Raw genomic sequence first — 22,056 nt, forward strand, 5'->3', positions numbered from 1 at the left:
GATCTCTCTCCCTCGTTTCTAGCTGAGCTTGCCCTTGAGGCTTTGCTTGATCTCAAAGTAATCCGGCCAGGGGTTTTCGTCCCGGGCGCGGGCGGCGGTGGCCTCGAGCGAGAAGAGATTGGCCGCCTTGATGGTTTTTGCTTCATCCCAGGAAATCGGCACGGCGACCGGGGCGCCCTGGCGCGAGCGCGCGGACCAGGGGCAAATGGCGGTGGAGCCGCGCTCGTTGCGCAGGTAGTCGATAAAGAGCCGGCCCTTGCGCTGGGCTTTGGAGAGATTGGCGGTGAAGCGCTCGGGCTCCTCATCGGCCAGGGCTTGGGCGAAATTCTTGCAGAAGGCCTTGGCGTCGGGCCACTCGACGTCGGGTTTCAGGGGCACGACGACATGAATGCCCTTACCGCCTGAGACCATGGGATAGCTCTTGAGCTTCATGGCCGTGAGTTTTGCGCCGATATCGCGGGCCGCGCTGGTGACGGCGGAAAAATCGAGGCCCTCATCGGGGTCGATATCGAAAACGAGGCGATCGGGCTTTTCCACGCTTTGCCGGCGCGAGCCCCAGATGTGCCATTCGAGCGTATTCATCTGCGTGCCGGCGATGATGCCGGCGAGGTCGGTGACGTAAAAGTAGTTTTGGCTGTCGCCGTCCTTTTCGACGATCTCGGTGGACTTGATCTCGTCGGGAAAGCCGCCGGTATCGTGCTTCTGGAAGAAGCAGGCCTTGGCCCGGCCTTGTGGGCAACGCACGAGGCTCAGGGGGCGGTCCTTGATATGGGGCAGCATGACCTCGGCCACCGCCTCGTAGTAAGAAACGAGATCGGCCTTGGTAATTCCCTGGTCGGGAAAAACCACGCGGTCGGGCGAGGTGAGGCGAACGCCGAGGCGCTCGGCGACGTCTTCGCCGTCATGATCGAGAGATTGGGGCTTTTCCATCTGGACCTCCTTGGCCGGCTTGTCGCCGCGCAGTCCGATAAAGCTGGGATGGCGCAGAATGTCGTCTTCGGTCAGCTCGGTATAGGCAATTTCGGCGACAAGCTCGGGCTCGACCCAATTCACGCCGCGGGCCCGTTCCCTCGGGACCGCCTGGAAGGGATTGGTTTTTCGCGAGAGCCCAGCGAGTTTTTCGTCCAGTTGCGCCAGCAGGTCTTGCGAAAAACCGGTGCCGACGCGACCGCGATAAAGCAGTTTCTTGCCCTCCCAGGTGCCGAGGAGGAGCGAGGCAAAGCCGCGGCGCTTGGTCGAAGGCGACCAGCCGCCGATGACGAATTCCTGGCGCTTGAGGCACTTTATTTTCAGCCAGCTCCGCGTGCGTTCGCCGCGATAGGGGGCATCGGCCTCTTTGGCGATGACGCCTTCATGACCGTCGCGGCAAAGCGCATCGAGCACCTTTTGGCCATGGCCGCGGACATGGGACGAATATTGCACCGGGTCTTGCCGGGCCGAGGTCTTGAGGAGCTTTTCGAGGCGCGCCTTGCGCTCGATGAGAGGGAGTTTCGTGAGATCCTTCCCATCGGCTTCGAGAAGGTCGAAGGCGAAATATTCGAGCCTGCCACCATCGGAGAGGACATTCTTGAGGGTGGAAAAATCGGTGCGCCCCGTGCCATCGAAGGCACAGATTTCGCCATCGATGAGGGCCGAGCCGATCTTCAGCTTTTGGAGGGGCTCGACCAGGGCGCCGAATTTCTCGGTCCAGTCGAGGCCATTGCGGGTGAAAAGGCGCACGCTATCGCCGGCAATGGCCGCCAGGCAGCGGTAGCCATCATATTTCATCTCGAAAAGCCAATCCTGCCCGGCGGGAACCGTATCGACCAGAGTGGCGAGCTGGACGGGACGGAAGGCGGGCGTTTTCCCCGATTTGGCGCTGGCGAGAATGCGGGTTTTCTGGTCGGCCTTTTCGGCTTCCTCCGGGTGGGAGTGCCAGACGGCGTCGTCTTTGACCTTGCTTTCCTTTCTGGCCGGAGCGCCGCTGGCGATCTGCTTGAGATCGCGGCCGGTGGCGACGGAGCGGGTGAAGCGGGTGGTCAGCGTGTCCTTGTCGCGCGCATAGGAATCGCGGTGCTTTATCAAGAGCCAGTTTTCGCGCGGTGGACCGGAGCGGCGTTTGGTATCGCGACCCTTCATGTGCACCAGCACATATTCGCCCTTCAGGCGCTCGCCGAAGATGCGCATCTTGAGGTCGCCGCTTTCGAGCCCTTCATGGGGATCGCCGATGGGCTCCCAGGTGCCGCGATCCCAGAGCATGACAGTGCCGCCGCCATATTCCCCTTCAGGGATCGTGCCTTCGAAGGTGCCATATTCGAGTGGGTGATCTTCGACGCGAACGGCGAGGCGCTTGTCCTCGGGATTGTTGGACGGCCCCCTGGTCACGGCCCAGCTTTTGAGAACGCCGTCGAGCTCGATGCGGAAATCATAATGGAGGCGCGTCGCGTCGTGCTTCTGGATCAGGAAGCTGCCACGCGGGGATTTTTTGCCCTTTGGTGCGTCGCCGGAGGGTTCCTGGGTCTTGGCGAAATTGCGCTTGGCTTTGTAGTCCTTGAGGAGATCCTGCGCCTTGGCAACCATGGTCAGCTCGCCTTCTTGCGCGAGGACGCTGCAGGCTTTTTCGCAGCCGGTTTTGCTGTTTCGGCCTTTGCGACAGATTTGCGGCGGGCACTGGTCTTGCCGCCGCCCTCAAGGCTTTCCTTGAGCGCCGACATCAGATCGACCACGTTCGAGCCGGAGGGGCGGGCGGGTTCTTCATCTTCGTCGGCGGTGATCTTGCGGCCCTTGTTCTTCATCTTGCGCTTGATGAGTTCGCGCAGGGCGGCCTGGTAGTGGTCCTTGAAGGCGTCGGCCTCGAAGGGGGCGGTCTTTTTCTCGATCAGGGCTTCGGCGACTTCGAGCAGATCAGCCTCGGCCTTTTTCGAGGAAATTTGCGAGAAGAAAGGATCGGCCTTGCGAATTTCGTCTTCGTAATGAAGCGTTTCGAGGATGAGGCCGGTGCCGCTGGGCTTTATCGCCGCCAGATATTCCTTGCCGCGCATGGCCAATTGGCCGAGCCCGACCTTCTGGGTTTTGCGCAGGGCATCGCGGATGACCCGAAAGGCGTCTTCGGCCAATTCGTCGGTGGGGACGACGAAATAGGATTTGTCATAGTAGATCGGGTCGATTTCGCAGGCGCCGACAAACTGGGTCAGCTCCAGCGTCTTGCGCGTCTCGAGTTTGACCGCGTCGATCTCATCCTCGGTGAGGAGGACATAGTCGCCCTTCTCATATTCAAAACCCTTGATGATCTCATCCTTGTCGACCGGGCCCACGCCGGCGACGACCTTTTCATAGTGGATCGGCTTGCCGGTTGGTTCGTGGATCTGGCGGAAGCTGGGCTTGGCGCCGGTGCGGGCGGCGCTGAACAGTTCGACGGGAATGGAAACCAGCGAAAGTCTGATCTGGCCTTTCCAGATGGGGCGGGAGGCAGGCATGGGCGCGTCCTGACAGGTTGGCTTTGCCCGATTCAACGTCGCCGGGCCCGGTGCGTTCCGGCCGATAAAGGCCGTTGACAATCGGCATTCTTCGGTAAAAATTTGATCGTCTGGTCAAATTTATTGGCCGAAGGGAACGTGGGGACGGGACTATGGAATTCGGCATTACCTTCAAGGGGTTCATCGAAGCGGAGCGGGCGCGCTATCTGGTGCGGGCGGCCGAGTATGCGGGCTTCGATTATTGCTGGTTCTATGACTCGCACATTCTCTGGCGCGATTGCTATGCGGCGATCGCCATGTGCATGGAGCATACGGAGAAGCTCCGCTTCGGGCCGCTGGTGACCAATCCCGATGTGCGCGACTGGTCGGTGGCGGCGTCCATTTTCGGCTCGCTGAGCAAGCAGAGCGGCGGGCGGTTCGATCTGGCGGTGGGACGCGGCGATAGTTCCATGCGCGTCATGGGCAAGAAGCCGGCGACCTTGGCGCGAGTGGCCGAATTCATCGACAAGACCAAGGCCATGGTGCGCGGCGAGGAAGTCACCTACGGCGAAATCCCCGCGCCGGTGAAATTTCCCTGGGCCGTGGGCCACGAAATGCCGAGCTGGATTGCTGCCTATGGTCCCCTGGCGCTGAAGACCGCGGGCGAGAGCGCCGATGGCGTGGTGCTGCAGATTGCCGATCCCGGCCTTTGCAAGTGGTTCACCGACCAGTGCATCGAGGCCGGCACGGCGGCGGGCAAGGATATGTCCAATTATCGCTCGATGGCGGCAGCACCGGCCTATTTTGGCGACAAGAAGCGGGCCATCGAGCACGTAAAGTGGTTCCCGGCCATGGTGGGAAACCATGTGGCCGATATTGTCGAGAAGTATGGCACCGAGAGCGGCAAGGTGCCGGCGAGCTTGACGAGCTATATCGAGAAGCGCCGGGGCTATGATTATTCCAAGCACGGGCAGGCGGATAATCCGTTCCTCGATTTCATCACCGACGATGTGGTGGAGAGTTTTTGCGTTCTGGGCGAGCCGGACGAACATGTCGCGAAAATCCGCGACCTCGAGGCGGCTGGTGTGACGCAGTTCAATATCTATCTCGATAGCGGGGATGAGGAAGAAATCATCGCAGGCTATGGGCGGCATGTGATCCCGGCGTTTCGCTAGGCGGAGTGCGGCGATTGCCGTACCCCCACCCTTGATCCCTCCCCACAAGGGGGAGGGAGACGAAGGAGCCGGGGCAGCGAGGCAAGCGCCTCCCTCCCCTTGATGGGGAGGGAACGAGGGTGGGGTGGCGAGAGCCACAGACGTTTCCGGGAGGAGACCAGAATAATGCGCTTTGGGTATAAGGCTTCGGCGGAGCAGTTTGGGCCGAACAAGTTGCTGCAATTTGCTGTGGAGGCGGAAGAGGGCGGGTTCGACTCGGTTTTTGTGAGCGATCACTTTCAGCCCTGGAAGCATACCGATGGGCATGCGCCATTTGCGCCGGCCTGGATGGCGGCGGTGTTGGCGAAGACCGAGCGGATCATTCTTGGCACATCGGTGCTGACGCCGACGTTCCGGCTGCATCCATCGGTTGTCGCGCATGCCTTTGGGACGCTGGGGGCGATGTTTCCGGGGCGCGTCATCTTGGGCGTCGGGACGGGCGAGGGGCTCAATGAAGTGCCGGCGACCGGTATCGAATGGCCGGAGCTGAAGGAACGGTCGGCGCGGTTGCGCGAGGCCATAAAGCTGATCCGGCAGCTTTGGAGCGAGGATCGGGTCAGTTTCGAGGGGCAGTATTACAAGACTGTCAACGCGACGATCTACGATCGGCCCGAGGAAATGGTGCCGATCTATATTGCGGCCGGCGGACCGCTGAATGCGAAATTTGCCGGGCGCGAGGGGGACGGGTTCATCTGTACCTCGGGCAAGGGCGCCTCGCTCTATGTCGATGAACTGCTGCCCAATGTGGCGGTGGGCCGGCAAGAGTCGGCGCGGGCGGGAAAGCCCTATGAGCGGATGATCGAGGTGAAAGTGTCGTTCGACACTGATCCTCGGCGCGCGCTGGAAGATACGCGGAACTGGGCGGCGCTGGCGCTGTCGGCAGAGGAAAAGCACTCGGTGCAGGATGCCGAGGAAATGGAAAAGCTGGCCGATGCGCTGCCGATCGAGCGGGTAGCGAAGCGCTGGATCGTGTCGAGCGATCCGGAGGAACATGTGGCCCAGATAAAAACCTATATCGATTATGGGTTCGACCATCTGGTGTTTCATGCGCCGGGTACGGATCAGAGCCGGTTCCTGGCGCTCTATGCCAAGGAAATCCTGCCGCGCCTCAAGGCGCTGGGGTGAGGAGAATAAGAGATGTCGGTGCCAACATTCAGCGTTTGGGGCGTGACCGGCATTCCGGAAATTGCGGCCGGGGATGATCTCGTGGCGCTGATCTCAGCGGCGATTGCGGGCATGGGTGCCGAGCATGCGCTGGTCGATGGCGATATTCTGGTGGTGACCAGCAAGATCGTGTCCAAGGCCGAGGGTCGCATGGTGCCGGCTGGGGATCGGGAAAAGGCGATTGCCGACGATACGGTGCGCGTCGTGGCCGAGCGGGTACATCCGGGCGGGGTGACGCGTATCGTCGAGACCAAGCAGGGCATGATCATGGCGGCGGCGGGACTGGACATGTCCAATGTGCCCGAGGGCTTTGCGCTGAAACTGCCGGAGGACCCGGATCGGTCGGCGCGGGCGCTGTGCGTGGGGCTGCGGGAGCGGTTTGGGGTACGGCTCGGGATTGTCGTGACCGATACGGTCGGGCGGCCCTGGCGCGTGGGACAGACGGATCTGGCGATTGGCGCGGCGGGGCTGCAGCTGACCGACGATCTGCGTGGGGCCAATGATGCCAATGGGCGGCCGCTGCACGTGACCATGGCGGTGGTGGCTGATGAGCTCGCGGGGGCGGCCGATCTCGTGAAGGGCAAGACATCGGGCATTCCGGTCGCGGTGGTTCGCGGCATGGAGCGGCTGGTGCAGGGGCTGGATGCGCCGGGGGCGCGCAGCCTTGTGCGGACCGGCGACGACGATATGTTCCGTTTTGGCTCGGCCGAGGCCTATCGGCTCGGATATGAGGCCGCCATGGCGGACATGAAAGATACTTCCAAGGCACGCCCCAAGGGGCAGAAGCAGGACTGAACCATGCGTCATTCTCTTTCTCTTCTCGCTGCCCTCGCGGCGGGCTTGCTCACCGTGCCCGCAATGGCGACGGATTATCCGCTTGTTCTCGACAATTGCGGCTTTGCGCTCGATATCGCGGCGGCGCCACAGCGCGTTGTGGCGATCAAGTCGACGGCGGCGGAATTGCTGCTCTCGCTCGGGCTTGAGAAGCAATTGGTGGGGCTGGCCTTTTTGGATGGGCCGCTGCCCGAGGCTCTGGCCGGAGCGGCGGCGGGGATTCCGGTGCTGTCGGAGAAGCTGCCATCGCAGGAAGTGGTGCTCGAGGTCGAGCCGGACTTTGTCTATGGCGGCTGGGAGAGCAATTTTGCGGCGGACGGCGCCGGCGAGCGGCCGACGCTGCAACAACTTGGCGTGGCGTCCTATGTGGCGCCGGCGGCTTGTCGGTCGGTAAAGCCGGCCAAGCTGGGCTTTGATCAGCTTTTCGGTGAAATCACTGAAATGGGCGCGATTTTTGACGTCGAGGACCGGGCGGCGACGCTTGTGGCCGAGCAGAAGGCTGCGCTGGACGGGGTTGTGGCCGATACGCGTGGACTGACGGCGGTGTGGTATTCCTCGGGCACCAAGGCGCCCTATGTGGGCGCGGGCAGCAATGCGCCGGCCATGATCATGGAAGCGCTGGGGCTCGAAAACATTTTTGCCCGGGTGGACGAGGGCTGGACTTCGGCGAGCTGGGAAGCGGTGGTCGATGCCAATCCCGATGTGATCGTGCTGGTCGACGCGGCCTGGAATTCGGCGGAGGCCAAGAAGAAGTTGCTGGCGGAAAATCCGATTACGTCGAAATTGGATGCGGTGGTCAATCAGCGGTACCTGATCATTCCGTTCCCGGCTTCCGAGGCGGGAATACGCAATGTGCCGGCGGTGGTGGATATGGCTGGGCAGTTGGCTGGGTTGAGTTTTTAGGGTCGGTGGGCCCGATGGCCTCAACTGTTCTCGATGTCATTCCCGCGAAAGCGGGAACCCCTGTTCTGAAACGGAGGTCCCCGCTTTCGCGGGGATGACACCGTGCGAGGTAAAAAGCCCAGCGGAAGAGGGCTGCATTTCCTGGCACTGGTAGCCCTCTCCCTCCTGCTCATCGCCAGTGCGACCATTGCGGTTACCTTCGGGCCGGCGGATATCAGCCCGACCGAGGTGTGGACCACGATCCTGCACCATCTCGCGCTGGTGCCCGAAAGTCCGGTTTCGCGTCTGCGCGATGCGATCGTCTGGGACCTGCGGCTGCCGCGGGTGATCGCTGCCATGGGCGTTGGCGCTGGTCTGGCGCTGGCCGGGGCGGTGATGCAGGCGCTGACGCGCAATCCATTGGCTGATCCATATCTGCTCGGCCTTTCGTCGGGGGCGGCGTTGGGGGCGGTGACGTTGGTGGTGATGGGCTTTGCGCTGCTGGTGCCGGTGGGGGCGTTCATTGGCTCGCTGGCAGCTCTGGGGCTGGCGCTGCTGATCGCGCAACTGCTGGGTGGGGCGACGCCGGTGCGAGCGATCCTGGCCGGCATTTCCATTTCGGCCCTGGCTTCGGCCATGACGTCCTTCATCATCTTCTGGTCGGCGACGGGGGATTCCTACCGTGAAATCCTCTCCTGGCTCATGGGGTCGTTGAGTGGGTCGGGATGGGTCGATGCGGGGCTGGCGATGAGTCTTCTCCTCTGTGCGCCGATCATGCTGGTTTCGGCGCGCGGGCTCGATGCCTTTGCCTTTGGCGATAAGTCGGCGGCGAGCCTGGGGGTGGATGTGGCGCGGCTGCGCTGGACGCTGCTCGGGGCCTCGGCGCTGCTGACCGGGGTCATGGTGGCCATTGGCGGCGCCATTGGTTTTGTCGGGCTCGTAGTGCCGCATGCGGTGCGGCTGGCAGTGGGGTCGCGGCATGGAAAACTCCTGCCGCTGTCCATGCTGGTGGGGGCCATTTTCATGCTCTGGGCCGACACCATGGCGCGGACACTGTTCGATCCGCGGGAATTGCCGGTGGGCATTGTCACGGCCCTGGTCGGCGCGCCGGCCTTCCTTCTTATTCTCATGCGCTTCAGGCGGGTGACGTGATGGAGGGGCTCAGGGTCGGAGGTGTGAACATCCGGCGCGGCGGCAGGAACATCGTGGCCGGGGCGCAGTTTTCTGCGCCGGCGGGCAAGGTGACCGGGCTTGTGGGGCCGAATGGGGCGGGGAAGTCGACGCTGATCTCGGCCATTGTCGGGATCGAGCGGCCGGAGGCGGGCGAGCTGACATTCGAGGGAGCGAACCTTGTCGCCATGGGGCGACGGGAGCGCGCCGGCATCTGCGCCTATGTCGAGCAATCGGCCAGTACGGAGGAGCGGCTGAGCGTTGCCGATGTCGTGGCGCTGGGGCGCATTCCGCATCTGCCGGCCTGGGCCGTGGGACTGGGCACGGATGACGAGACAGTCGTAGCCGAGGCGCTCGAAAAGGTCGGTATGGCCCGCTTTGCGGGGCGGCAGTTCAGTACGCTGTCGGGTGGCGAGCAGCAGCGCGTGCATATTGCCCGGGCACTGGCGCAGGAGCCAAAGCTGCTGGTGCTCGATGAGCCGACGAGCCATCTCGATATTCGGGCGCAACTACAGGTGCTGCATCTCTTGGGCGGGTTGGCCAAGGCGGGTGGTACCGTGCTGCTGGCGCTGCATGATCTCAATCTGGCGCTGCGCTTTTGCGATTGGCTGGTGGTGCTCGATGCGGGGCAGGTGGTGGCCGAGGGGCGACCGGCCGAGGTTTTGCGGGAGGACCTCCTGGCGTCGGTGTACGGCGTGTATGCGCGCCTGATCGAGGGGCCGGGCGGGCCGGTCATCGCCTACGAGGGGACCGTTTGAAAGTCCCGCTTTACCGGGCGTTCAGCATCCTGATGGAAGGCCGTCCCGCGTAACAAATCCGTAAGTGCGGCCCCAATAGGCTCTAATCCGTATTTTTCCGGATGTGTGCTGTGTTTGCCGTACTCGATTTCTTTTTCCGCGGTCACGACCTCGGCTTCGTGGCGCTCGCTGCTCTAGTTTGTCTGCTTTCGGCCTATGCCTGCGTCAGCCTGTTGCGCCACGCGATGCGGATGGAGAAACGGGCGCGGCTCATCTGGACGACGGTTTCGGCCCTTTCGGTGGGGCTCGGCATCTGGTCGACGCATTTCGTCGCCATGCTGGCCTTCCGGCCCGGCTTTGCGCTGCAATATGACATTCTGCTCACCGGCGTTTCGCTGCTGCTGGCCATCGGCATTTGTGGCGCGGGCCTCGCTATGGCGATCCGGGCGACCGGGACGGCCGATCGGTTCCTCGGCGGCGCAGTGATCGGCGTCGGTATTTCCTCCATGCACTATGTCGGCATCGCGGCGCTGCTGCTCGATGGACAATTGCTCTGGAGCAATGGGCTTGTGGGCCTCTCGATCGCGGCTGGCATCGTGCTGTCGGGCCTGGCCGTGGTGACGGCCATGGGCCAGGGCAAAGCGCGGCTGTTTGGCGGGGCGGGTCTGCTGACACTGGCCATTTGCGCCATGCATTTCACCGCGATGGGCGCGGCGGACTTCAGCAATTGTCTGCCTCTGTCCGGCATTGGCGGCGAAATCGATGGCGGCGTGATGTCCGTTATCGTTGCTCTGATTACGCTCTTCATCCTGAGTGCGGCGCTGGGCAGTATCGTGCTCGATGAAGCCGATCGCCGCCGGACCGAGCGCGAGGAATCGCGCCAGAAGGCCGATGCGGAGCGGATCGCCTCGGTGAGCCAGAAACTCGAACTGGCGTTGACCCATATGGGGCAGGGCCTAGCGCTGTTCTCGGCCGAGGGCCGGGTGATGCTCTACAATGATCGGCTGATCGAATTGCTTTCTCTGCCGGCCGGGATCGACCTTGAAGGCAGGACGCTGGAAGAGATCTGCGAGGCCGCCTCCAATCAGGTCGAGGTCGGGGACGATTCCATGCGAGCCGGCATTGCGACCGCGCTTGCCGAACAGCATCGGGGCCTCGCCGAGCGGGGCGGCCAGACGGTGCATAGTTTCGATGGGCAGCGGTTTTTGCGCGTGCAGCACAACCCGACCGGGGACGGCCGCTGGGTGACGCTGATGGAGGATATTTCCGACAGCAAGCGCAGCGAAGCAGCCATTGCCCATCTTGCGCAACACGACACGCTGACCGGGCTGCCCAATCGCGCCCGGTTTGATGATCTCTTTGAACGCGCGCTGGCCAAGGCCGACGAAGAGGGCGGGCAGATCGGCGTGATCGCCATGGACCTCGATCGGTTCAAGGAAATCAATGACAGCTATGGCCACGCGACCGGCGACCAGGTGTTGCGCGTGCTGGCTGAGCGGTTCACGGCTATGCTGAAGCCGGGCGAAGTGGTGGCGCGGCTCGGCGGCGACGAATTTGCGGCGCTAAAACCGTTTGTGAGTATCGATTCCCTGCGCGATTTCCTCAACCGCATCGAAGGCGTGCTGTTCGGCACGGTCGACTATCAGGACGTGCAGGTGACGACGGGCGGCAGCATCGGTGTCGCCACCTATCCGCAGGACGGTGCGGAGCGCTCGAAACTGCTCAGCAATGCCGACCTTGCCATGTATCGGGCCAAGGCCGATTTCGAGGCTCGCATCTGCTACTATGAAAGCGGCATGGACGAGAGCGCGCGCGAGCGTCGCGCCATGGCCAAGGACCTTTGGGACGCCGTCGAGCATGGCGGGTTCGAGCTGGCCTATCAGGTGCAGAAATCGGTCGCGACGGACGAGATTACCGGTTTCGAGGTCTTGCTGCGCTGGAACCGGCCGGGGCATGGGCCCGTATCGCCGGCTGATTTCATCCCGCTGGCCGAGGAATGCGGCGCTATCAATGCTATCGGCGCCTGGGTCTTGCGCACGGCGTGCCAGGAGGCGGCCACCTGGCCCGACCCGCACAAGATCGCCGTCAATGTTTCGGCGCTGCAACTGGCTCAGGCCGACCTCGTCGATCTCGTGAAAATGGTGCTCTACCAGACCGGCCTCGCGCCGGAGCGGCTGGAGCTGGAAGTGACCGAAACCGCCATCATTTCGGACAAGAAGCGGGCGCTCAACACGCTGCGCCAGGTCCGCGAAATGGGCGTCTCCGTTGCCATAGACGATTTTGGCACGGGCTATTCCTCGCTCGAAACCCTGCGCAGCTTCCCCTTTGACAAGATCAAGCTCGATCGGTCCTTCATGGCCGAGGTCGAGCATTCCGAGCAGTCCAAGGCCATTGTGCGCGCCATTCTGGCGCTTGGCCGCAGTCTTTCGGTGCCGGTGCTGGCCGAGGGCGTCGAAACGCCGGAACAGCTCGACGTGCTGCGGCTCGAAGGCTGCACCGAAGCGCAGGGTTTTCTGCTGGGGCGGCCGGGGCGGTTGGATTGGGATGAGGAAGAGGCGGAGCGTGTGAGCGCCTAGATATTTCGCTCCCCCAGATGGATTGCCGGGCTTGTCCCGGCAATCCATCTGGGGGAGGCCTGCCATCCGGCGGATGGCATGGACCACCGGAACGAGCCCGGTGGTGACGACAGCGGGTGGGAGTTCAGCACACCGCAAAAACACAAAGGGCGCCGCGAGGGCGCCCTTTGCTTTTGCGAATTCGGTTCGCCTTAGAACGGGCTGGACGGATCCAGGAATTCGGCAGCGTTGTCCTTGGTGATCAGGGTCGAGTCGAGGATGTAGCGGCCATCGACATGGATGCCACCGACGAGGTGCGACGTGGTCAGCTCGATGGCCGTGGCGATCATGGCCGGGCTGTAGGAGACGTCGACCGGGGTCAGCGCATCGCCATTGGCAACGGCCTGCAGGATCTGCTGCATGCCGGCGCCGCCGACGATGAACATTTCGCCTTCACGACCGGCCTGCTTGATCGCCTCAATGGCGCCGAGCGAGATGTCGTCGTCCTGGGTCCACACGGCCTTGATGTCCGGGAAGCGGGTCAGGAAGTCCTGCATGACCTTGAAGCCGTCATCGCGGTTCCAGTTGGCGAATTCGTCATCGAGAACCGTGATATTGGAGCCTTCGATGCCGGCCATGAAGCCATCGAAACGCTGCTGGTCGATCGGGATCGGCAGGCCGCGCAGGATGACGATATTGCCGCCATCGGGAAGCGATTCCTTGATATAGGCAGCGGCATTGGCGCCGAGGCCCGGATTGTCACCGGCAACGTAGAGATCTTCGACGCCGTCGATCGAGAGCTGGCGGTCGACGACGGTGACGAACTTGCCGGCGTCCTTGACCTGCTTGATGGCCGAGGTCATAGCGTCCGGATCACCCGGCAGGATGACGAGAGCGTCGATGCCGCGGGTCGAGACCATATCTTCGATGTCAGCGATCTGCTTGGGCGCATCAGGGGCCGAAGCGAAGACGAACTCGACATCTGGATAGGTGGTGGCGAGGCGGTCGATGGCCTGCTGGGCGAAGTAGTTGACGCCACCGGTCCAGCCATGGTCGGCCGCCGGCACGGAGACGCCGATGGTCACCTTGTCCTGGGCGACGACTGCGCCCGTGAGGCTGCCGGCGATGACAGCCGAAGCCATGAGGGATTTCACCAGTTTCATTCTTGTAGTCCTCCCGAAATGCCCTTTATGGGCGAAGTAAACTCTTGTTTGGCTTTCCTGGTCGCGTTTTCGAACGGGAAAACCGGTGTCCACTTTTCCTGAAAACGCTCAGGTTAGGCGTTCTTGCGGCCGCGTTGCAGCAGCACGGCGAGAATGATGATGACGCCCTGGAAGGCCCCATTGAGATAGGGGCTGATGAGGCTCTGAAGATTGAGGATATTGCCGATGAGGCCGAGGATGACGACACCGACGACCGTGCCCCAGATCCGGCCATAGCCGCCCTTGAGGGTGGTGCCGCCTATGATCACGCCGGCAATGGCTTCAAGTTCCCAGAGCACGCCCGTGGTGCTGGAGGCCGAGCCGAGGCGCGGCACATAGAGCAATACGGCGACGCCAACGAGTACGCCTTGCAGGATGTAGGTCAGCAGCCGGACGTTATCGACATTGATCGAGGAATAGCGGGCGACCTGCTCGTTGGAGCCGATGGCGGCGCAATAGCGGCCGAAGGCGGTGTAGCGCATGACCACTTCGCCGCCGATGGCAACGAGGGCGAAGACGATGATCGGCCACGGCACGCCCAAAAGGCCGGCGTAATAGACCGGGCGATAGACGTCGGCGACCTGGAAATTGAGCGACAGAGTGCCGCCATCGGCGAGGAAGGTCACGAGCGAGCGGAAAATGCCCATGGTGCCGAGGGTGACGATGAAGGCTTCGATGCGCCCCCGCGTGATCATGGTGCCGTTGAAGACGCCCGCGACGCCGCCGAGCAGGATGCCTGTCGCCATGCCGGCGATAACCACGCCCCAGCCGATGCCCATGGTGGGGATCAGCCAGTTCATCACCATGATCATGACGCCGGCAATGACCGCGGCCATGGAGCCGACGGAGAGATCGAGCCCGCCCGCGGTGATGACGAAGGTGGCGCCGATGGCGATGATGCCGATGAAGGACGAACGTGCGAGGACGTTGGTCAGGTTGTTGTAGCTCAGGAAATTCTCGTTGAGCGAGATGCCGAGCAGGACCAGGAGGGCAAGCGCCAAAAGCGGCCCCACGGTCTTGAGGTCAAGGCGGAAACCGCGCTTGGGTTTTGCCGGAATATCAGGCGCTGATACGCTCATCGTTTCCACTCTTGATGCCAGCGGCGTACCGCATGATTTCTGCTTCGGTAATTTCTGCGCCTTCGAGCACGCCCGTCAGGCGCCCCTCGCGCATCACCACCACGCGGTGGCTGAGGCCGATCACTTCCTGCATTTCCGAGGAGATGAGGATGATCGATTTTCCTTCGGCGGCCAGGGCCGCGATGATGTGATAGATCTGCTGCTTGGTGCCGACATCGATGCCGCGGGTCGGCTCATCCATGATGATGATGTCCGGCTCGCTCTCCATGGTCTTGCCCAGCATGAGCTTTTGCTGGTTGCCGCCCGAGAGGCGGCCGACGGCGACGGAGGCATCGCGGGCACGGATATCGAAGCGGCGCACGGCGCGCTCAAGGGCGCGCTCTTCGCTGGAGCTGTCGAGGAAGCCGGCCTTGATGTGCTTGTTTAGCGTGAGAAGGGTCAGGTTGGGGCGGAGGCCCATATTCAGCAGGAGGCCTTTGCCCTTGCGGTCCTTGGTCATGTAGGCAAGGCCTGCATCGACCGATTGGGCCACCTGGGTGAAATTGACCGGTTTGCCATCGAGCGTGATGTCTCCACCGGTGCGGTGGCTGAGGCCGACAATGGCTTCGGCGACGGCAGTGCGGCCCGAACCGATGAGGCCGGCAAAGCCGAGGATTTCACCGCGTTTCAGGTCAAAGGAAATGTCTTTGACGCCCTTGGCGGCGAGATTGCGCACACCCAGAACCACGGGCGCGTCGACATCGGGCTCGTGCTTGGGTGGATAGAGATTGGAGAGCTCGCGGCCGACCATCATCTGGGCGATGGAGTCGGGCGTCAGCGCCTCGGTGCCGACGGTGGCGATCAACTGGCCATCGCGCAGGACCGTGACGCGATCGGCCAGCTCCATGATCTCGTCGAGCTTGTGCGAGATGAAGATGACGGCGACGCCGCGGGCGGTGAGGCGGCGGATCTGTTCGAAGAGTGTCTGAGTTTCGCTGACCGAGAGCACGGCGGTCGGCTCGTCCATGATAAGGACGCGCGCATCGCGGCTGATGGCCTTGGCGATCTCGACCATCTGCTTGTCGGCGACCGAGAGGGTGCTGATGCGATCATCGGGATCGACGCGGACATGCAGCGTGTCCATCAGTTCGGCCGCCTTGCTGCGCATCGCGCCGAGGTCGAGGAAGCCGAAGCGTTTGATTTCGCGGCCGAGGAAAATGGATTCCGAGGCCGTGAGGTGTTCGGCCAGATTCAATTCCTGGTGGATGAGCACGATGCCCATCGCTTCCGCCTTGCCATCCGGCGGCAGGGTGACGGTTTCGCCGTCATAGGTGATCGAGCCCGAAGTCGGCTGCTCGATGCCGGAGAGAATCTTAATGAGGGTGGATTTGCCCGCGCCGTTTTCGCCGATGATGGCGTGCACTTCACCGGGCTTGATGTCGAAATCGATGCTGAACAGCACCGGGATTTCGCCAAAGGATTTGGAAATGCGATTGGCCGCCAAAACGGCAGGCGCAGATGTGCCTTCGGCTGATGACATCGCAAAACCCCTCCCCTGGACGCGGCCCGTTGACCCGGCTCTTCGTCCCTGATGTGATGATGTAAAGGTTTTCATGATTGATGTAAAGGTTTACACGGAGGCAAAAGCGTATAAGCCTCTTGGGAGGGTCTGGCGCTATACGTTGCATCTGCTAGAGGCAGGGAAACGGGCGCCAGTGGGTGTGCGGGGCTTTGCGAGTGCAGCACCAGAAACTGGCTACGATAGAAGACGTTGCGGCGCTTGCCGGCGTGTCCATCGCCACGGTCAGTCGTGCCATCAACGAACCCACCAAGGTCGCCGACGAAACACGCCGCAAGGTGACCGAGGCCATCGCCCGCACCGGCTACACCACCAATGCCATGGCCCGATCGCTGCGCATGCGGCGGTCCAACATGATTCTCATCCTGGCGCCCGATGTTGGCGATCCGAATTTTTCCAATATTCTGGTGGGGCTTGAAACCGAGGCGAGCAAGCGCGGCTATGGCGTGCTCATCGGCAATACGCAGAATGATCCGGCGCGGGAGACCGATTATCTGCGGTTCATCAGCTCCAACCAGGCGGATGGGCTGATCCTGTTCACGGGACATTTGCCCTATGGCTTTGGGCAGGATGGCACCGAGGGACGCTTGCCGCCCATGGTGGCGGTCAATGAGCCGGTGCCCAATGCCGAAGTGCCTTTTGTCGGCGTCGACAATTTTGAGGGTGCGCGCATTGCCACCGAACACCTGATCTCGCAGGGGCATCGCCGGATTGCCTTCGTCGGGCGATCGAGCGCGCGCGAGGTCAATCGGCTGCGCGAGGAGGGCTATCGCAGGGCGCTGGCGGGGGCGGGGATCGCGATTGATCCGCGCATGATCATCGATGGCGACGGGACGACGGAAAGCGGACGGGCGGCGGCGGAACTGATGTTCGTGCGCGATGCGCTGCCGACAGCCTTTTTCTGCGTCAATGACGCGACGGCGCTGGGCGTCATCATCTCGCTCAATGCGCGGCATTATGACCTCCCGCGGCAATTCTCCATCATGGGCTTTGACGACATTTCGTTTTCGAGTTTCGTCACCCCATCGCTGACGACGATGAAGCAGCCGCGCCACCGGATCGGCGAGGCGGCAATGGAATTGCTGCTGGCGCTTCTGGCCGGGGAAAAGCCGCGCGAGCAGCAGGTGCTGCTTCGGGCGGAACTGATCGTGCGCAATTCGGTGACGCGCGTGGGCTAGGCGCTGCGCCATTGCCCTGCTATGGCTTGGGCAACAATAGGAGAATGCCTTTGACCTCCCTTTCGCTTTTCGCGCCCAGCGGCCGATCGGCAAGGTAGCGTTTTAGCTCTTTAGTCCGGTGGACCGTTCGGCGATGTGACCGCCCATCCTAGCAAGGACGGGCGTCCGTTTTTCTTTTGCCGAGAACACCATGATTATTGAAATGACTGCGAATGACTTTGCCTTGCTCCTGGAGGGTAAGGCACCCGCCGGGCTGCGCCTCGAACAGGATGTCGAACTGGCGCCGCCGGTGGTGCTGGATATGCTGGCCGGCCTTGCGGCTCAACTGGCGGAGCAATTTGCGCCATCGGCCTGGATGCTGGTCGAAAACGGGGAAGTGGTCGGGCTGATGTCGATCACCCGTCTGCCGGAAGCGGGCGAGCTCCATATCGGCTATGGTGTGGCGCCGACACGGCAGGGGCGGGGCTTTGCCACCGCTGCCGTTGCGGCATTGCTCGATTGGGCCCGTGGCGATGCGCGGGTCGGGCGCGTATCGGCCGAAACCGCCGTGGACAACGTCGCCTCCCAGCGCGTGCTGGAGCGCAATGGTTTTGCGCGCGTGGGCGAGAGGATCGATCCCGAGGATGGTCCCGTGATCTGCTGGCAGATCGCGACCGCATAAACCTGGCCGGGCGCCCTTTGGGGCGCCCGGTTTGTCTGGCGTTGAGTCAGTAGCCCTTGGCCTTGAGCCATTCTTCCATCCAGGCGATTTCGCCTTCCTGGGCGGCGATGACGTCTTCGGCCAGCTTGCGGACCTCGGGGTCCTTTCCGTGTTCGAGCACGATTTTCGCCATGGCGACGGCACCCTGGTGATGGGGGATCATGCCGCGGATGAAATCGACATCGGCATCGCCGGAATATTCGATCGCCATGTCAGCATGCATCTGCTGGTTGGCCTCGGTGTATGCTGTGGTAGCGGGTGAATCGCTCATTGCGCCGCCATGGCCGGCATGGGCGTCCTGCGCATAGGCGGGAAGGGCGAAAAGGGCGAAGGCGAGAGCGAGGAATGTGGTTTTCATTTGGGCCACCTTTGGTTATGCCCCACCCAATTGCGGGCTTGCCAGATGGCAAGGTCAAGCGCCGTTGACAGGCGGTTGGCGGAATTGTTACTTAATTTCATGCTTAACCAAAATCCCAAGCTCGACCTGATGTTTCAGGCGCTGGCCGACCCGACGCGGCGGGCGATGATCGACCGGCTGAGCCGTGGCCCGGCCTCGGTCAGCGAACTGGCAAAGCCCTTCGACATGTCGCTGCCGGCCGTGGTGCAGCACCTGCAGGCGCTGGAGGCGAGCGGGCTTGTTTCCTCGCAAAAAGTGGGGCGGGTGCGCACCTGCCAGATCGAGCCGGAAGCGCTGAGCCAGGCCGAACAATGGCTCAACGAGCGGCGGACGCTGTGGGTGAAGCGGCTGGACCGCTTAGGAGAATATCTGGCGGCGACGGAAGACGAGGAAGAGGGCAAATGACCGAAAAGAAGCGCAGTGTCAGCCACGCGACCTTTGTGCTGGAGCGCCGCTACAAGGCGAAGCCGGAGCGGGTTTATCGCGCCCTCTCCGAACCCGGGGCCAAGGCGCAGTGGTTCACGCCGCCCGAGACCTGGGGCAAGGACGAGCAGACCATGGATTTCCGCATTGGCGGGGTGGAGACGAGTGTTGGTGGGCCCATTGGTGGGCCGGTGCACGCCTTTCGCGCGGTCTATCAGGACATCGTGCCCAATGAGCGGATTGTCTATTCCTATTTCATGACGCTGGACGATGTGCGGATTTCGGTTTCGGTCTCGACGTTTGAGCTGACCGCGGATGGCGATCATACCAAGCTGAAGATGACGGAGATGGGCGCCTATCTCGATGGGTTCGACGACGGCGGACGGTTGCGGGAAGAGGGCACGAATGTGCTGCTCGATAATCTCGGGCGGTTTGTGGAGGGGGATTGGGAGTAGGTCTCAACCTCCGAGCGTCATCCTCGGGCTTGACCCGAGGACACTTCACTTAGTTGCGGCGCAGAAAGTGCAGGGCCCTCGGGTCAAGCCCGAGGGTGACGGCCGAGCCGTTCAGGCCGGCTCGGGCGTATAGCCGGCTTCCTTGATCGCATCTTCGCCCTTGGCGCGGTCGCCCGTAAAGCTCACCTTGTGGGTATCGAGGTCGACGGTGATTTCGGCGCCGGGGAGCGCTTCTTCAAGCGCCTTGCGGACCGTGCTGACGCAGTGGCTGCAGGTCATGTCGTTGACGGTGAAAATGGTCGTGTCGGCCATGTCAGTGTCCTTTGGTCTTTGAATTGGTCCCGGCGAGGTCGTCGAGAATGGGGCAATCGGGGCGGTTGTCGCCCTGGCAGCAATGGACGAGATGCTTGAGCGTCCCGACCATGGATTCGAGTTCGGCGATCTTGGTTTCGAGCGCCGATATGTGCTCGGAGGCGATGTCGCGCACTTCGCCGCTGGCGCGGGTCTTGTCCTGCCAGAGGGCGAGGAGGGCGCTGGTTTCCTCGATGGAAAAGCCCAGGGTCCGCGAGCGGCGGATGAAGCGCAGCACATGCACTTCATCACTGCCATAGACGCGGTAATTGCTGTCGGTGCGCGTCGGCGGGCGGATGAGGCCGATCTGCTCATAGTAGCGGATCATCTTTGCGGAGACGCCGGAAGCGTCGGCGGCCTGGCCGATATTCATGCGCTTTCTCCCTTGATGGCGCGCAGGCGCTGGGCATTGCCGACGACGAAGACCGACGAGAGGGCCATGGCCCCGGCGCCGAGCATGGGCGAGAGCAATATGCCGAAGGCGGGATAGAGCACGCCCGCGGCAACCGGGATAAGCAGGGCATTGTACCCAAAAGCCCAGAAGAGATTCTCCCAGATGTTCTTCATCGTGGCGCGGCTGACGGTCAGGGCATTGAGCACGCCCTGCAGATTGCCGCCGAGGAGGACGACATCGGCGCTTTCGATGGCGGCATCGGTGCCCGTGCCGACGGCGATGCCGATATCGGCTTCGGCAAGGGCCGGGGCGTCGTTGATGCCGTCGCCCACATAGGCGACGACGCGGCCGCCCTGCCGCAGGGCTTTTATGGCGGCGACCTTGTCCGCCGGGAGGACTTCAGCCTGCACCTCGTCGATGCCGAGCTGGGCAGCGATGGCGGCGGCGGTGCGCTTGTTGTCGCCTGAGATCATCGCCGTCTTGAGGCCCATGGCGTGGAGACGGGCGATGACGGCCTTGCTGGTCGGCTTGACGACGTCGGCGACGACGATCGCGGCGGCGATCTTTCCATCCACTGCGGCAAAGACCGGGGTCTTGCCTTCGTCGGCGAGGCGCTGAAGCGTCTCTTCGAAGTCGGAGAGATCGAGACCTGCCATCATGCGTGCCGACCCCACCTGAACCTTGCGAGTGCCGATGGTGGCGATGACGCCGTGGCCGGGGGCGGAGTCGAAGTGTTCGACCGTTGGCAGGGTCAGGCCGGCCTTTTCGGCTGCGGCGACGATGGCGAGGGCGATCGGGTGCTCCGAGCGGCTTTCGGCTGATGCGACGAGTGACAAGACTTCGTCGTGTTCGAAATCGTCGTCGAGGATCAGGTCTGTAAGAACGGGTTTGCCTTCGGTGAGCGTGCCGGTCTTGTCGAAGGCCACGACGTCGGCATCGCGCAGGCGCTGCAGGGCTTCACTCTTACGGAAGAGCACGCCGAGTTCGGCGGCGCGGCCAGTGCCGACCATGATCGACGTTGGCGTGGCGAGGCCCATGGCACAGGGGCAGGCGATGATGAGCACGGCGACGGCGTTGACGAAGCCGAAGGTCATGGCGGGATCGGGGCCCCAGACGAGCCAGACCACGAAGGTGAGTGCGGCGAGGGCCATGACGGCGGGGACGAACCAGGCGGTGATGAGGTCGACGGTGCGCTGGATCGGCAGCTTGCCACCCTGGGCCTCTTCGACCATGCGGATGATCTGGGCCAGCATGGTATCGCCGCCGACCTTGGTGGCGCGGAAACGGAAGCTGCCCGACGTATTGAGCGTGCCGCCGATGACGGTGTCACCGGCCTTCTTGGAAACGGGCAGGGGCTCGCCGGAGATCATGGATTCGTTGACGTGGCTCGTGCCATCAACGAGTTCACCATCGACGGCGATCTTTTCGCCGGGGCGGACGACGACGATGTCGCCCACCTTCACCTGCTCGATCGGCATTTCATGGACCATGCCATCGTGCTCGACTCGGGCGGTTTTCGCCTGTTCGCGCACGAGGCGCTGGATGGCTTCGCCGGTGCGGCCCTTGGCCAAAGCTTCAAGCCAGCGGCCGACGAGGATCAAAAGCACGATGACGGCGGCGGCTTCGAAATAGACGTAGCGCGTTTCGGCCGGCACGAGCTGCGGGGCGAAGGTGACGACCGTGGAAAAGAGCCAGGCGGCACCGGCGCCGAGGGCAACGAGCGAGTTCATTTCCGGCGCGCCGCGGAAGAGGGCGGGGATGCCGACCTTGAAGAAGCGCAGGCCGGGCACGAAGAGCACGAAACTCGCGAGGACAAAGTAGGTTGTGTAGAGGACGTCCATCGAGACGACGGACATCAGCCACATGTGGAAGGGCATGTAGAGGTGGCCGAGCATTTCCACCGCAAAGAGCGGAATGGTCGGGATGGCGGCGATAATGACGTCGCGGCGCAGGATCGCCGCGTCTTCGTCATGGTGGTGATGGGCGTGGTCGTGGCCGGCATGCATGGGCTGGCGGACACTGCCCTTGTAGCCGACCTTTTCGACGGCCTTGATGAGCGCTTCGGTGTCGCCGCCGGTCACGGTGGCGCGCTCGGTCGCAAGGTTCACTGACGCCGCCTCGACGCCGGGGACCTTTAGGAGCGCCTTTTCCACCCGCGACACGCAGGAGGCGCAGGTCATGCCTTCGATATCGAGGGCCACGGGGGTGGGCGAATGGGTGTGGTGGACGTGTTCTGTCATGGGTTCTACTCCGTCCTCATGTAGATAGACCTTCCCATCATGGTAAGGTCAAGGGCGAAATCTACTTTTGTTTTTTCGCGATGCGACCT

At 62.8% G+C, this 22,056-nt stretch carries 20 protein-coding genes; 11 read left to right on the forward strand and 9 right to left on the reverse strand.

Annotated elements, in window-relative coordinates:
• Positions 1-18: 18 nt before the first annotated feature.
• Positions 19-2,559: a DNA ligase D gene (ligD, locus tag JP75_RS10655; RefSeq protein ID WP_035082571.1), complete on the reverse strand. Its 2,541-nt coding sequence runs from the start codon at positions 2,557-2,559 to the stop codon at positions 19-21.
• A gap of 2 nt (positions 2,560-2,561) precedes the next feature.
• Positions 2,562-3,455, reverse strand: coding sequence for a non-homologous end joining protein Ku (gene ku, locus JP75_RS10660; RefSeq protein WP_035082572.1), 894 nt, complete (start codon positions 3,453-3,455; stop codon positions 2,562-2,564).
• A gap of 152 nt (positions 3,456-3,607) precedes the next feature.
• On the opposite strand from ku, the gene JP75_RS10665 reads away from it, so the two are divergent.
• The 7 genes from JP75_RS10665 (at position 3,608) to JP75_RS10695 (ending at position 12,011) form a co-directional block, all read left to right on the forward strand.
• Positions 3,608-4,609: a TIGR03842 family LLM class F420-dependent oxidoreductase gene (locus JP75_RS10665; RefSeq protein ID WP_035082573.1), complete on the forward strand. Its 1,002-nt coding sequence runs from the start codon at positions 3,608-3,610 to the stop codon at positions 4,607-4,609.
• Positions 4,610-4,774: 165 nt separating this feature from the next.
• Complete coding sequence (gene fgd / locus JP75_RS10670; RefSeq protein WP_035082575.1) at positions 4,775-5,773, forward strand: glucose-6-phosphate dehydrogenase (coenzyme-F420); 999 nt, start codon at positions 4,775-4,777, stop codon at positions 5,771-5,773.
• A 12-nt stretch (positions 5,774-5,785) separates the two neighbouring features.
• Entirely contained in the window at positions 5,786-6,607 is an 822-nt protein-coding gene (gene cofE, locus JP75_RS10675; protein WP_051960593.1) for a coenzyme F420-0:L-glutamate ligase, read from the forward strand.
• A gap of 3 nt (positions 6,608-6,610) precedes the next feature.
• A complete protein-coding gene (locus JP75_RS10680) occupies positions 6,611-7,549 on the forward strand; it encodes a putative F420-0 ABC transporter substrate-binding protein (RefSeq protein ID WP_035082577.1) in 939 nt (312 codons plus the stop codon).
• A 102-nt stretch (positions 7,550-7,651) separates the two neighbouring features.
• On the forward strand, positions 7,652-8,680 hold the full coding sequence (locus JP75_RS10685; RefSeq protein WP_201772929.1) for a putative F420-0 ABC transporter permease subunit: 1,029 nt from the start codon (positions 7,652-7,654) through the stop codon (positions 8,678-8,680).
• A gap of 23 nt (positions 8,681-8,703) precedes the next feature.
• Positions 8,704-9,456, forward strand: a complete 753-nt coding sequence (locus tag JP75_RS10690) for an ABC transporter ATP-binding protein (RefSeq protein WP_201772930.1) — start codon at positions 8,704-8,706, stop codon at positions 9,454-9,456.
• A gap of 110 nt (positions 9,457-9,566) precedes the next feature.
• Positions 9,567-12,011, forward strand: a complete 2,445-nt coding sequence (locus JP75_RS10695; RefSeq protein ID WP_169745525.1) for an EAL domain-containing protein — start codon at positions 9,567-9,569, stop codon at positions 12,009-12,011.
• Positions 12,012-12,202: 191 nt separating this feature from the next.
• On the opposite strand, the gene JP75_RS10700 is transcribed toward JP75_RS10695, so the two are convergent.
• The 3 genes from JP75_RS10700 to JP75_RS10710 all read right to left on the reverse strand — a co-directional run bounded on the left by JP75_RS10700 (position 12,203) and on the right by JP75_RS10710 (position 15,790).
• Positions 12,203-13,153, reverse strand: a complete 951-nt coding sequence (locus JP75_RS10700; RefSeq protein ID WP_035082581.1) for a substrate-binding domain-containing protein — start codon at positions 13,151-13,153, stop codon at positions 12,203-12,205.
• A gap of 113 nt (positions 13,154-13,266) precedes the next feature.
• Positions 13,267-14,271: an ABC transporter permease gene (locus tag JP75_RS10705; RefSeq protein ID WP_035082583.1), complete on the reverse strand. Its 1,005-nt coding sequence runs from the start codon at positions 14,269-14,271 to the stop codon at positions 13,267-13,269.
• The gene (locus JP75_RS10710; RefSeq protein WP_035082585.1) at positions 14,252-15,790 is read right to left on the reverse strand and encodes a sugar ABC transporter ATP-binding protein; all 1,539 of its coding nucleotides are present in this window, start codon (positions 15,788-15,790) and stop codon (positions 14,252-14,254) included. Before JP75_RS10710 ends, JP75_RS10705 begins: the two co-directional genes overlap by 20 nt.
• 197 nt (positions 15,791-15,987) lie before the next feature.
• On the opposite strand from JP75_RS10710, the gene JP75_RS10715 reads away from it, so the two are divergent.
• Together JP75_RS10715 and JP75_RS10720 are read left to right on the forward strand one after the other, a co-directional pair.
• Positions 15,988-17,007: a LacI family DNA-binding transcriptional regulator gene (locus JP75_RS10715; protein WP_035082586.1), complete on the forward strand. Its 1,020-nt coding sequence runs from the start codon at positions 15,988-15,990 to the stop codon at positions 17,005-17,007.
• 202 nt (positions 17,008-17,209) lie between these two features.
• Complete coding sequence (locus tag JP75_RS10720; RefSeq protein ID WP_341872278.1) at positions 17,210-17,668, forward strand: GNAT family N-acetyltransferase; 459 nt, start codon at positions 17,210-17,212, stop codon at positions 17,666-17,668.
• Positions 17,669-17,714: 46 nt separating this feature from the next.
• Here JP75_RS10720 and copM read toward each other — a convergent pair whose 3' ends face one another.
• Positions 17,715-18,065 carry a CopM family metallochaperone gene (copM, locus tag JP75_RS10725; RefSeq protein ID WP_035082590.1) on the reverse strand — a complete coding sequence of 117 codons (351 nt, stop codon included), beginning with the start codon at positions 18,063-18,065 and terminating at the stop codon, positions 17,715-17,717.
• A gap of 99 nt (positions 18,066-18,164) precedes the next feature.
• Between copM and JP75_RS10730 the strand changes: the two genes are divergently transcribed.
• Together JP75_RS10730 and JP75_RS10735 are read left to right on the forward strand one after the other, a co-directional pair.
• Positions 18,165-18,509, forward strand: a complete 345-nt coding sequence (locus JP75_RS10730) for an ArsR/SmtB family transcription factor (RefSeq protein WP_035082591.1) — start codon at positions 18,165-18,167, stop codon at positions 18,507-18,509.
• Complete coding sequence (locus tag JP75_RS10735) at positions 18,506-18,982, forward strand: SRPBCC family protein (protein WP_035082593.1); 477 nt, start codon at positions 18,506-18,508, stop codon at positions 18,980-18,982. Before JP75_RS10730 ends, JP75_RS10735 begins: the two co-directional genes overlap by 4 nt.
• Positions 18,983-19,093: 111 nt before the next feature.
• Here JP75_RS10735 and JP75_RS10740 read toward each other — a convergent pair whose 3' ends face one another.
• The 3 genes from JP75_RS10740 to JP75_RS10750 are packed head-to-tail and all read right to left on the reverse strand — an operon-like array spanning position 19,094 to position 21,967.
• Positions 19,094-19,294 carry a heavy-metal-associated domain-containing protein gene (locus tag JP75_RS10740; protein ID WP_035082595.1) on the reverse strand — a complete coding sequence of 67 codons (201 nt, stop codon included), beginning with the start codon at positions 19,292-19,294 and terminating at the stop codon, positions 19,094-19,096.
• 1 nt (position 19,295) lies between these two features.
• On the reverse strand, positions 19,296-19,706 hold the full coding sequence (gene cueR, locus JP75_RS10745) for a Cu(I)-responsive transcriptional regulator (protein ID WP_035082596.1): 411 nt from the start codon (positions 19,704-19,706) through the stop codon (positions 19,296-19,298).
• Positions 19,703-21,967 (reverse strand): heavy metal translocating P-type ATPase, encoded by a 2,265-nt coding sequence (locus JP75_RS10750; protein ID WP_051960595.1) that lies wholly within the window; start codon positions 21,965-21,967, stop codon positions 19,703-19,705. Before JP75_RS10750 ends, cueR begins: the two co-directional genes overlap by 4 nt.
• Positions 21,968-22,056 lie beyond the last annotated feature (89 nt).

This window comes from Devosia riboflavina (genome assembly GCF_000743575.1).
Lineage (GTDB): Bacteria > Pseudomonadota > Alphaproteobacteria > Rhizobiales > Devosiaceae > Devosia > Devosia riboflavina.

Excerpts from the sequence above, each read along its gene's own strand:
- ligD (WP_035082571.1), bottom strand. The coding sequence starts at position 2,559 with ATGGTTGCCAAGGCGCAGGATCTCCTCAAGGACTACAAAGCCAAGCGC.
- ku (WP_035082572.1), bottom strand. The coding sequence starts at position 3,455 with ATGCCTGCCTCCCGCCCCATCTGGAAAGGCCAGATCAGACTTTCGCTG.
- JP75_RS10665 (WP_035082573.1), top strand. The coding sequence starts at position 3,608 with ATGGAATTCGGCATTACCTTCAAGGGGTTCATCGAAGCGGAGCGGGCG.
- fgd (WP_035082575.1), top strand. The coding sequence starts at position 4,775 with ATGCGCTTTGGGTATAAGGCTTCGGCGGAGCAGTTTGGGCCGAACAAG.
- cofE (WP_051960593.1), top strand. The coding sequence starts at position 5,786 with ATGTCGGTGCCAACATTCAGCGTTTGGGGCGTGACCGGCATTCCGGAA.
- JP75_RS10680 (WP_035082577.1), top strand. The coding sequence starts at position 6,611 with ATGCGTCATTCTCTTTCTCTTCTCGCTGCCCTCGCGGCGGGCTTGCTC.
- JP75_RS10700 (WP_035082581.1), bottom strand. The coding sequence starts at position 13,153 with ATGAAACTGGTGAAATCCCTCATGGCTTCGGCTGTCATCGCCGGCAGC.
- JP75_RS10705 (WP_035082583.1), bottom strand. The coding sequence starts at position 14,271 with ATGAGCGTATCAGCGCCTGATATTCCGGCAAAACCCAAGCGCGGTTTC.
- JP75_RS10710 (WP_035082585.1), bottom strand. The coding sequence starts at position 15,790 with ATGTCATCAGCCGAAGGCACATCTGCGCCTGCCGTTTTGGCGGCCAAT.
- JP75_RS10720 (WP_341872278.1), top strand. The coding sequence starts at position 17,210 with ATGACTGCGAATGACTTTGCCTTGCTCCTGGAGGGTAAGGCACCCGCC.
- copM (WP_035082590.1), bottom strand. The coding sequence starts at position 18,065 with ATGAAAACCACATTCCTCGCTCTCGCCTTCGCCCTTTTCGCCCTTCCC.
- JP75_RS10730 (WP_035082591.1), top strand. The coding sequence starts at position 18,165 with ATGCTTAACCAAAATCCCAAGCTCGACCTGATGTTTCAGGCGCTGGCC.
- JP75_RS10735 (WP_035082593.1), top strand. The coding sequence starts at position 18,506 with ATGACCGAAAAGAAGCGCAGTGTCAGCCACGCGACCTTTGTGCTGGAG.
- JP75_RS10740 (WP_035082595.1), bottom strand. The coding sequence starts at position 19,294 with ATGGCCGACACGACCATTTTCACCGTCAACGACATGACCTGCAGCCAC.
- cueR (WP_035082596.1), bottom strand. The coding sequence starts at position 19,706 with ATGAATATCGGCCAGGCCGCCGACGCTTCCGGCGTCTCCGCAAAGATG.
- JP75_RS10750 (WP_051960595.1), bottom strand. The coding sequence starts at position 21,967 with ATGACAGAACACGTCCACCACACCCATTCGCCCACCCCCGTGGCCCTC.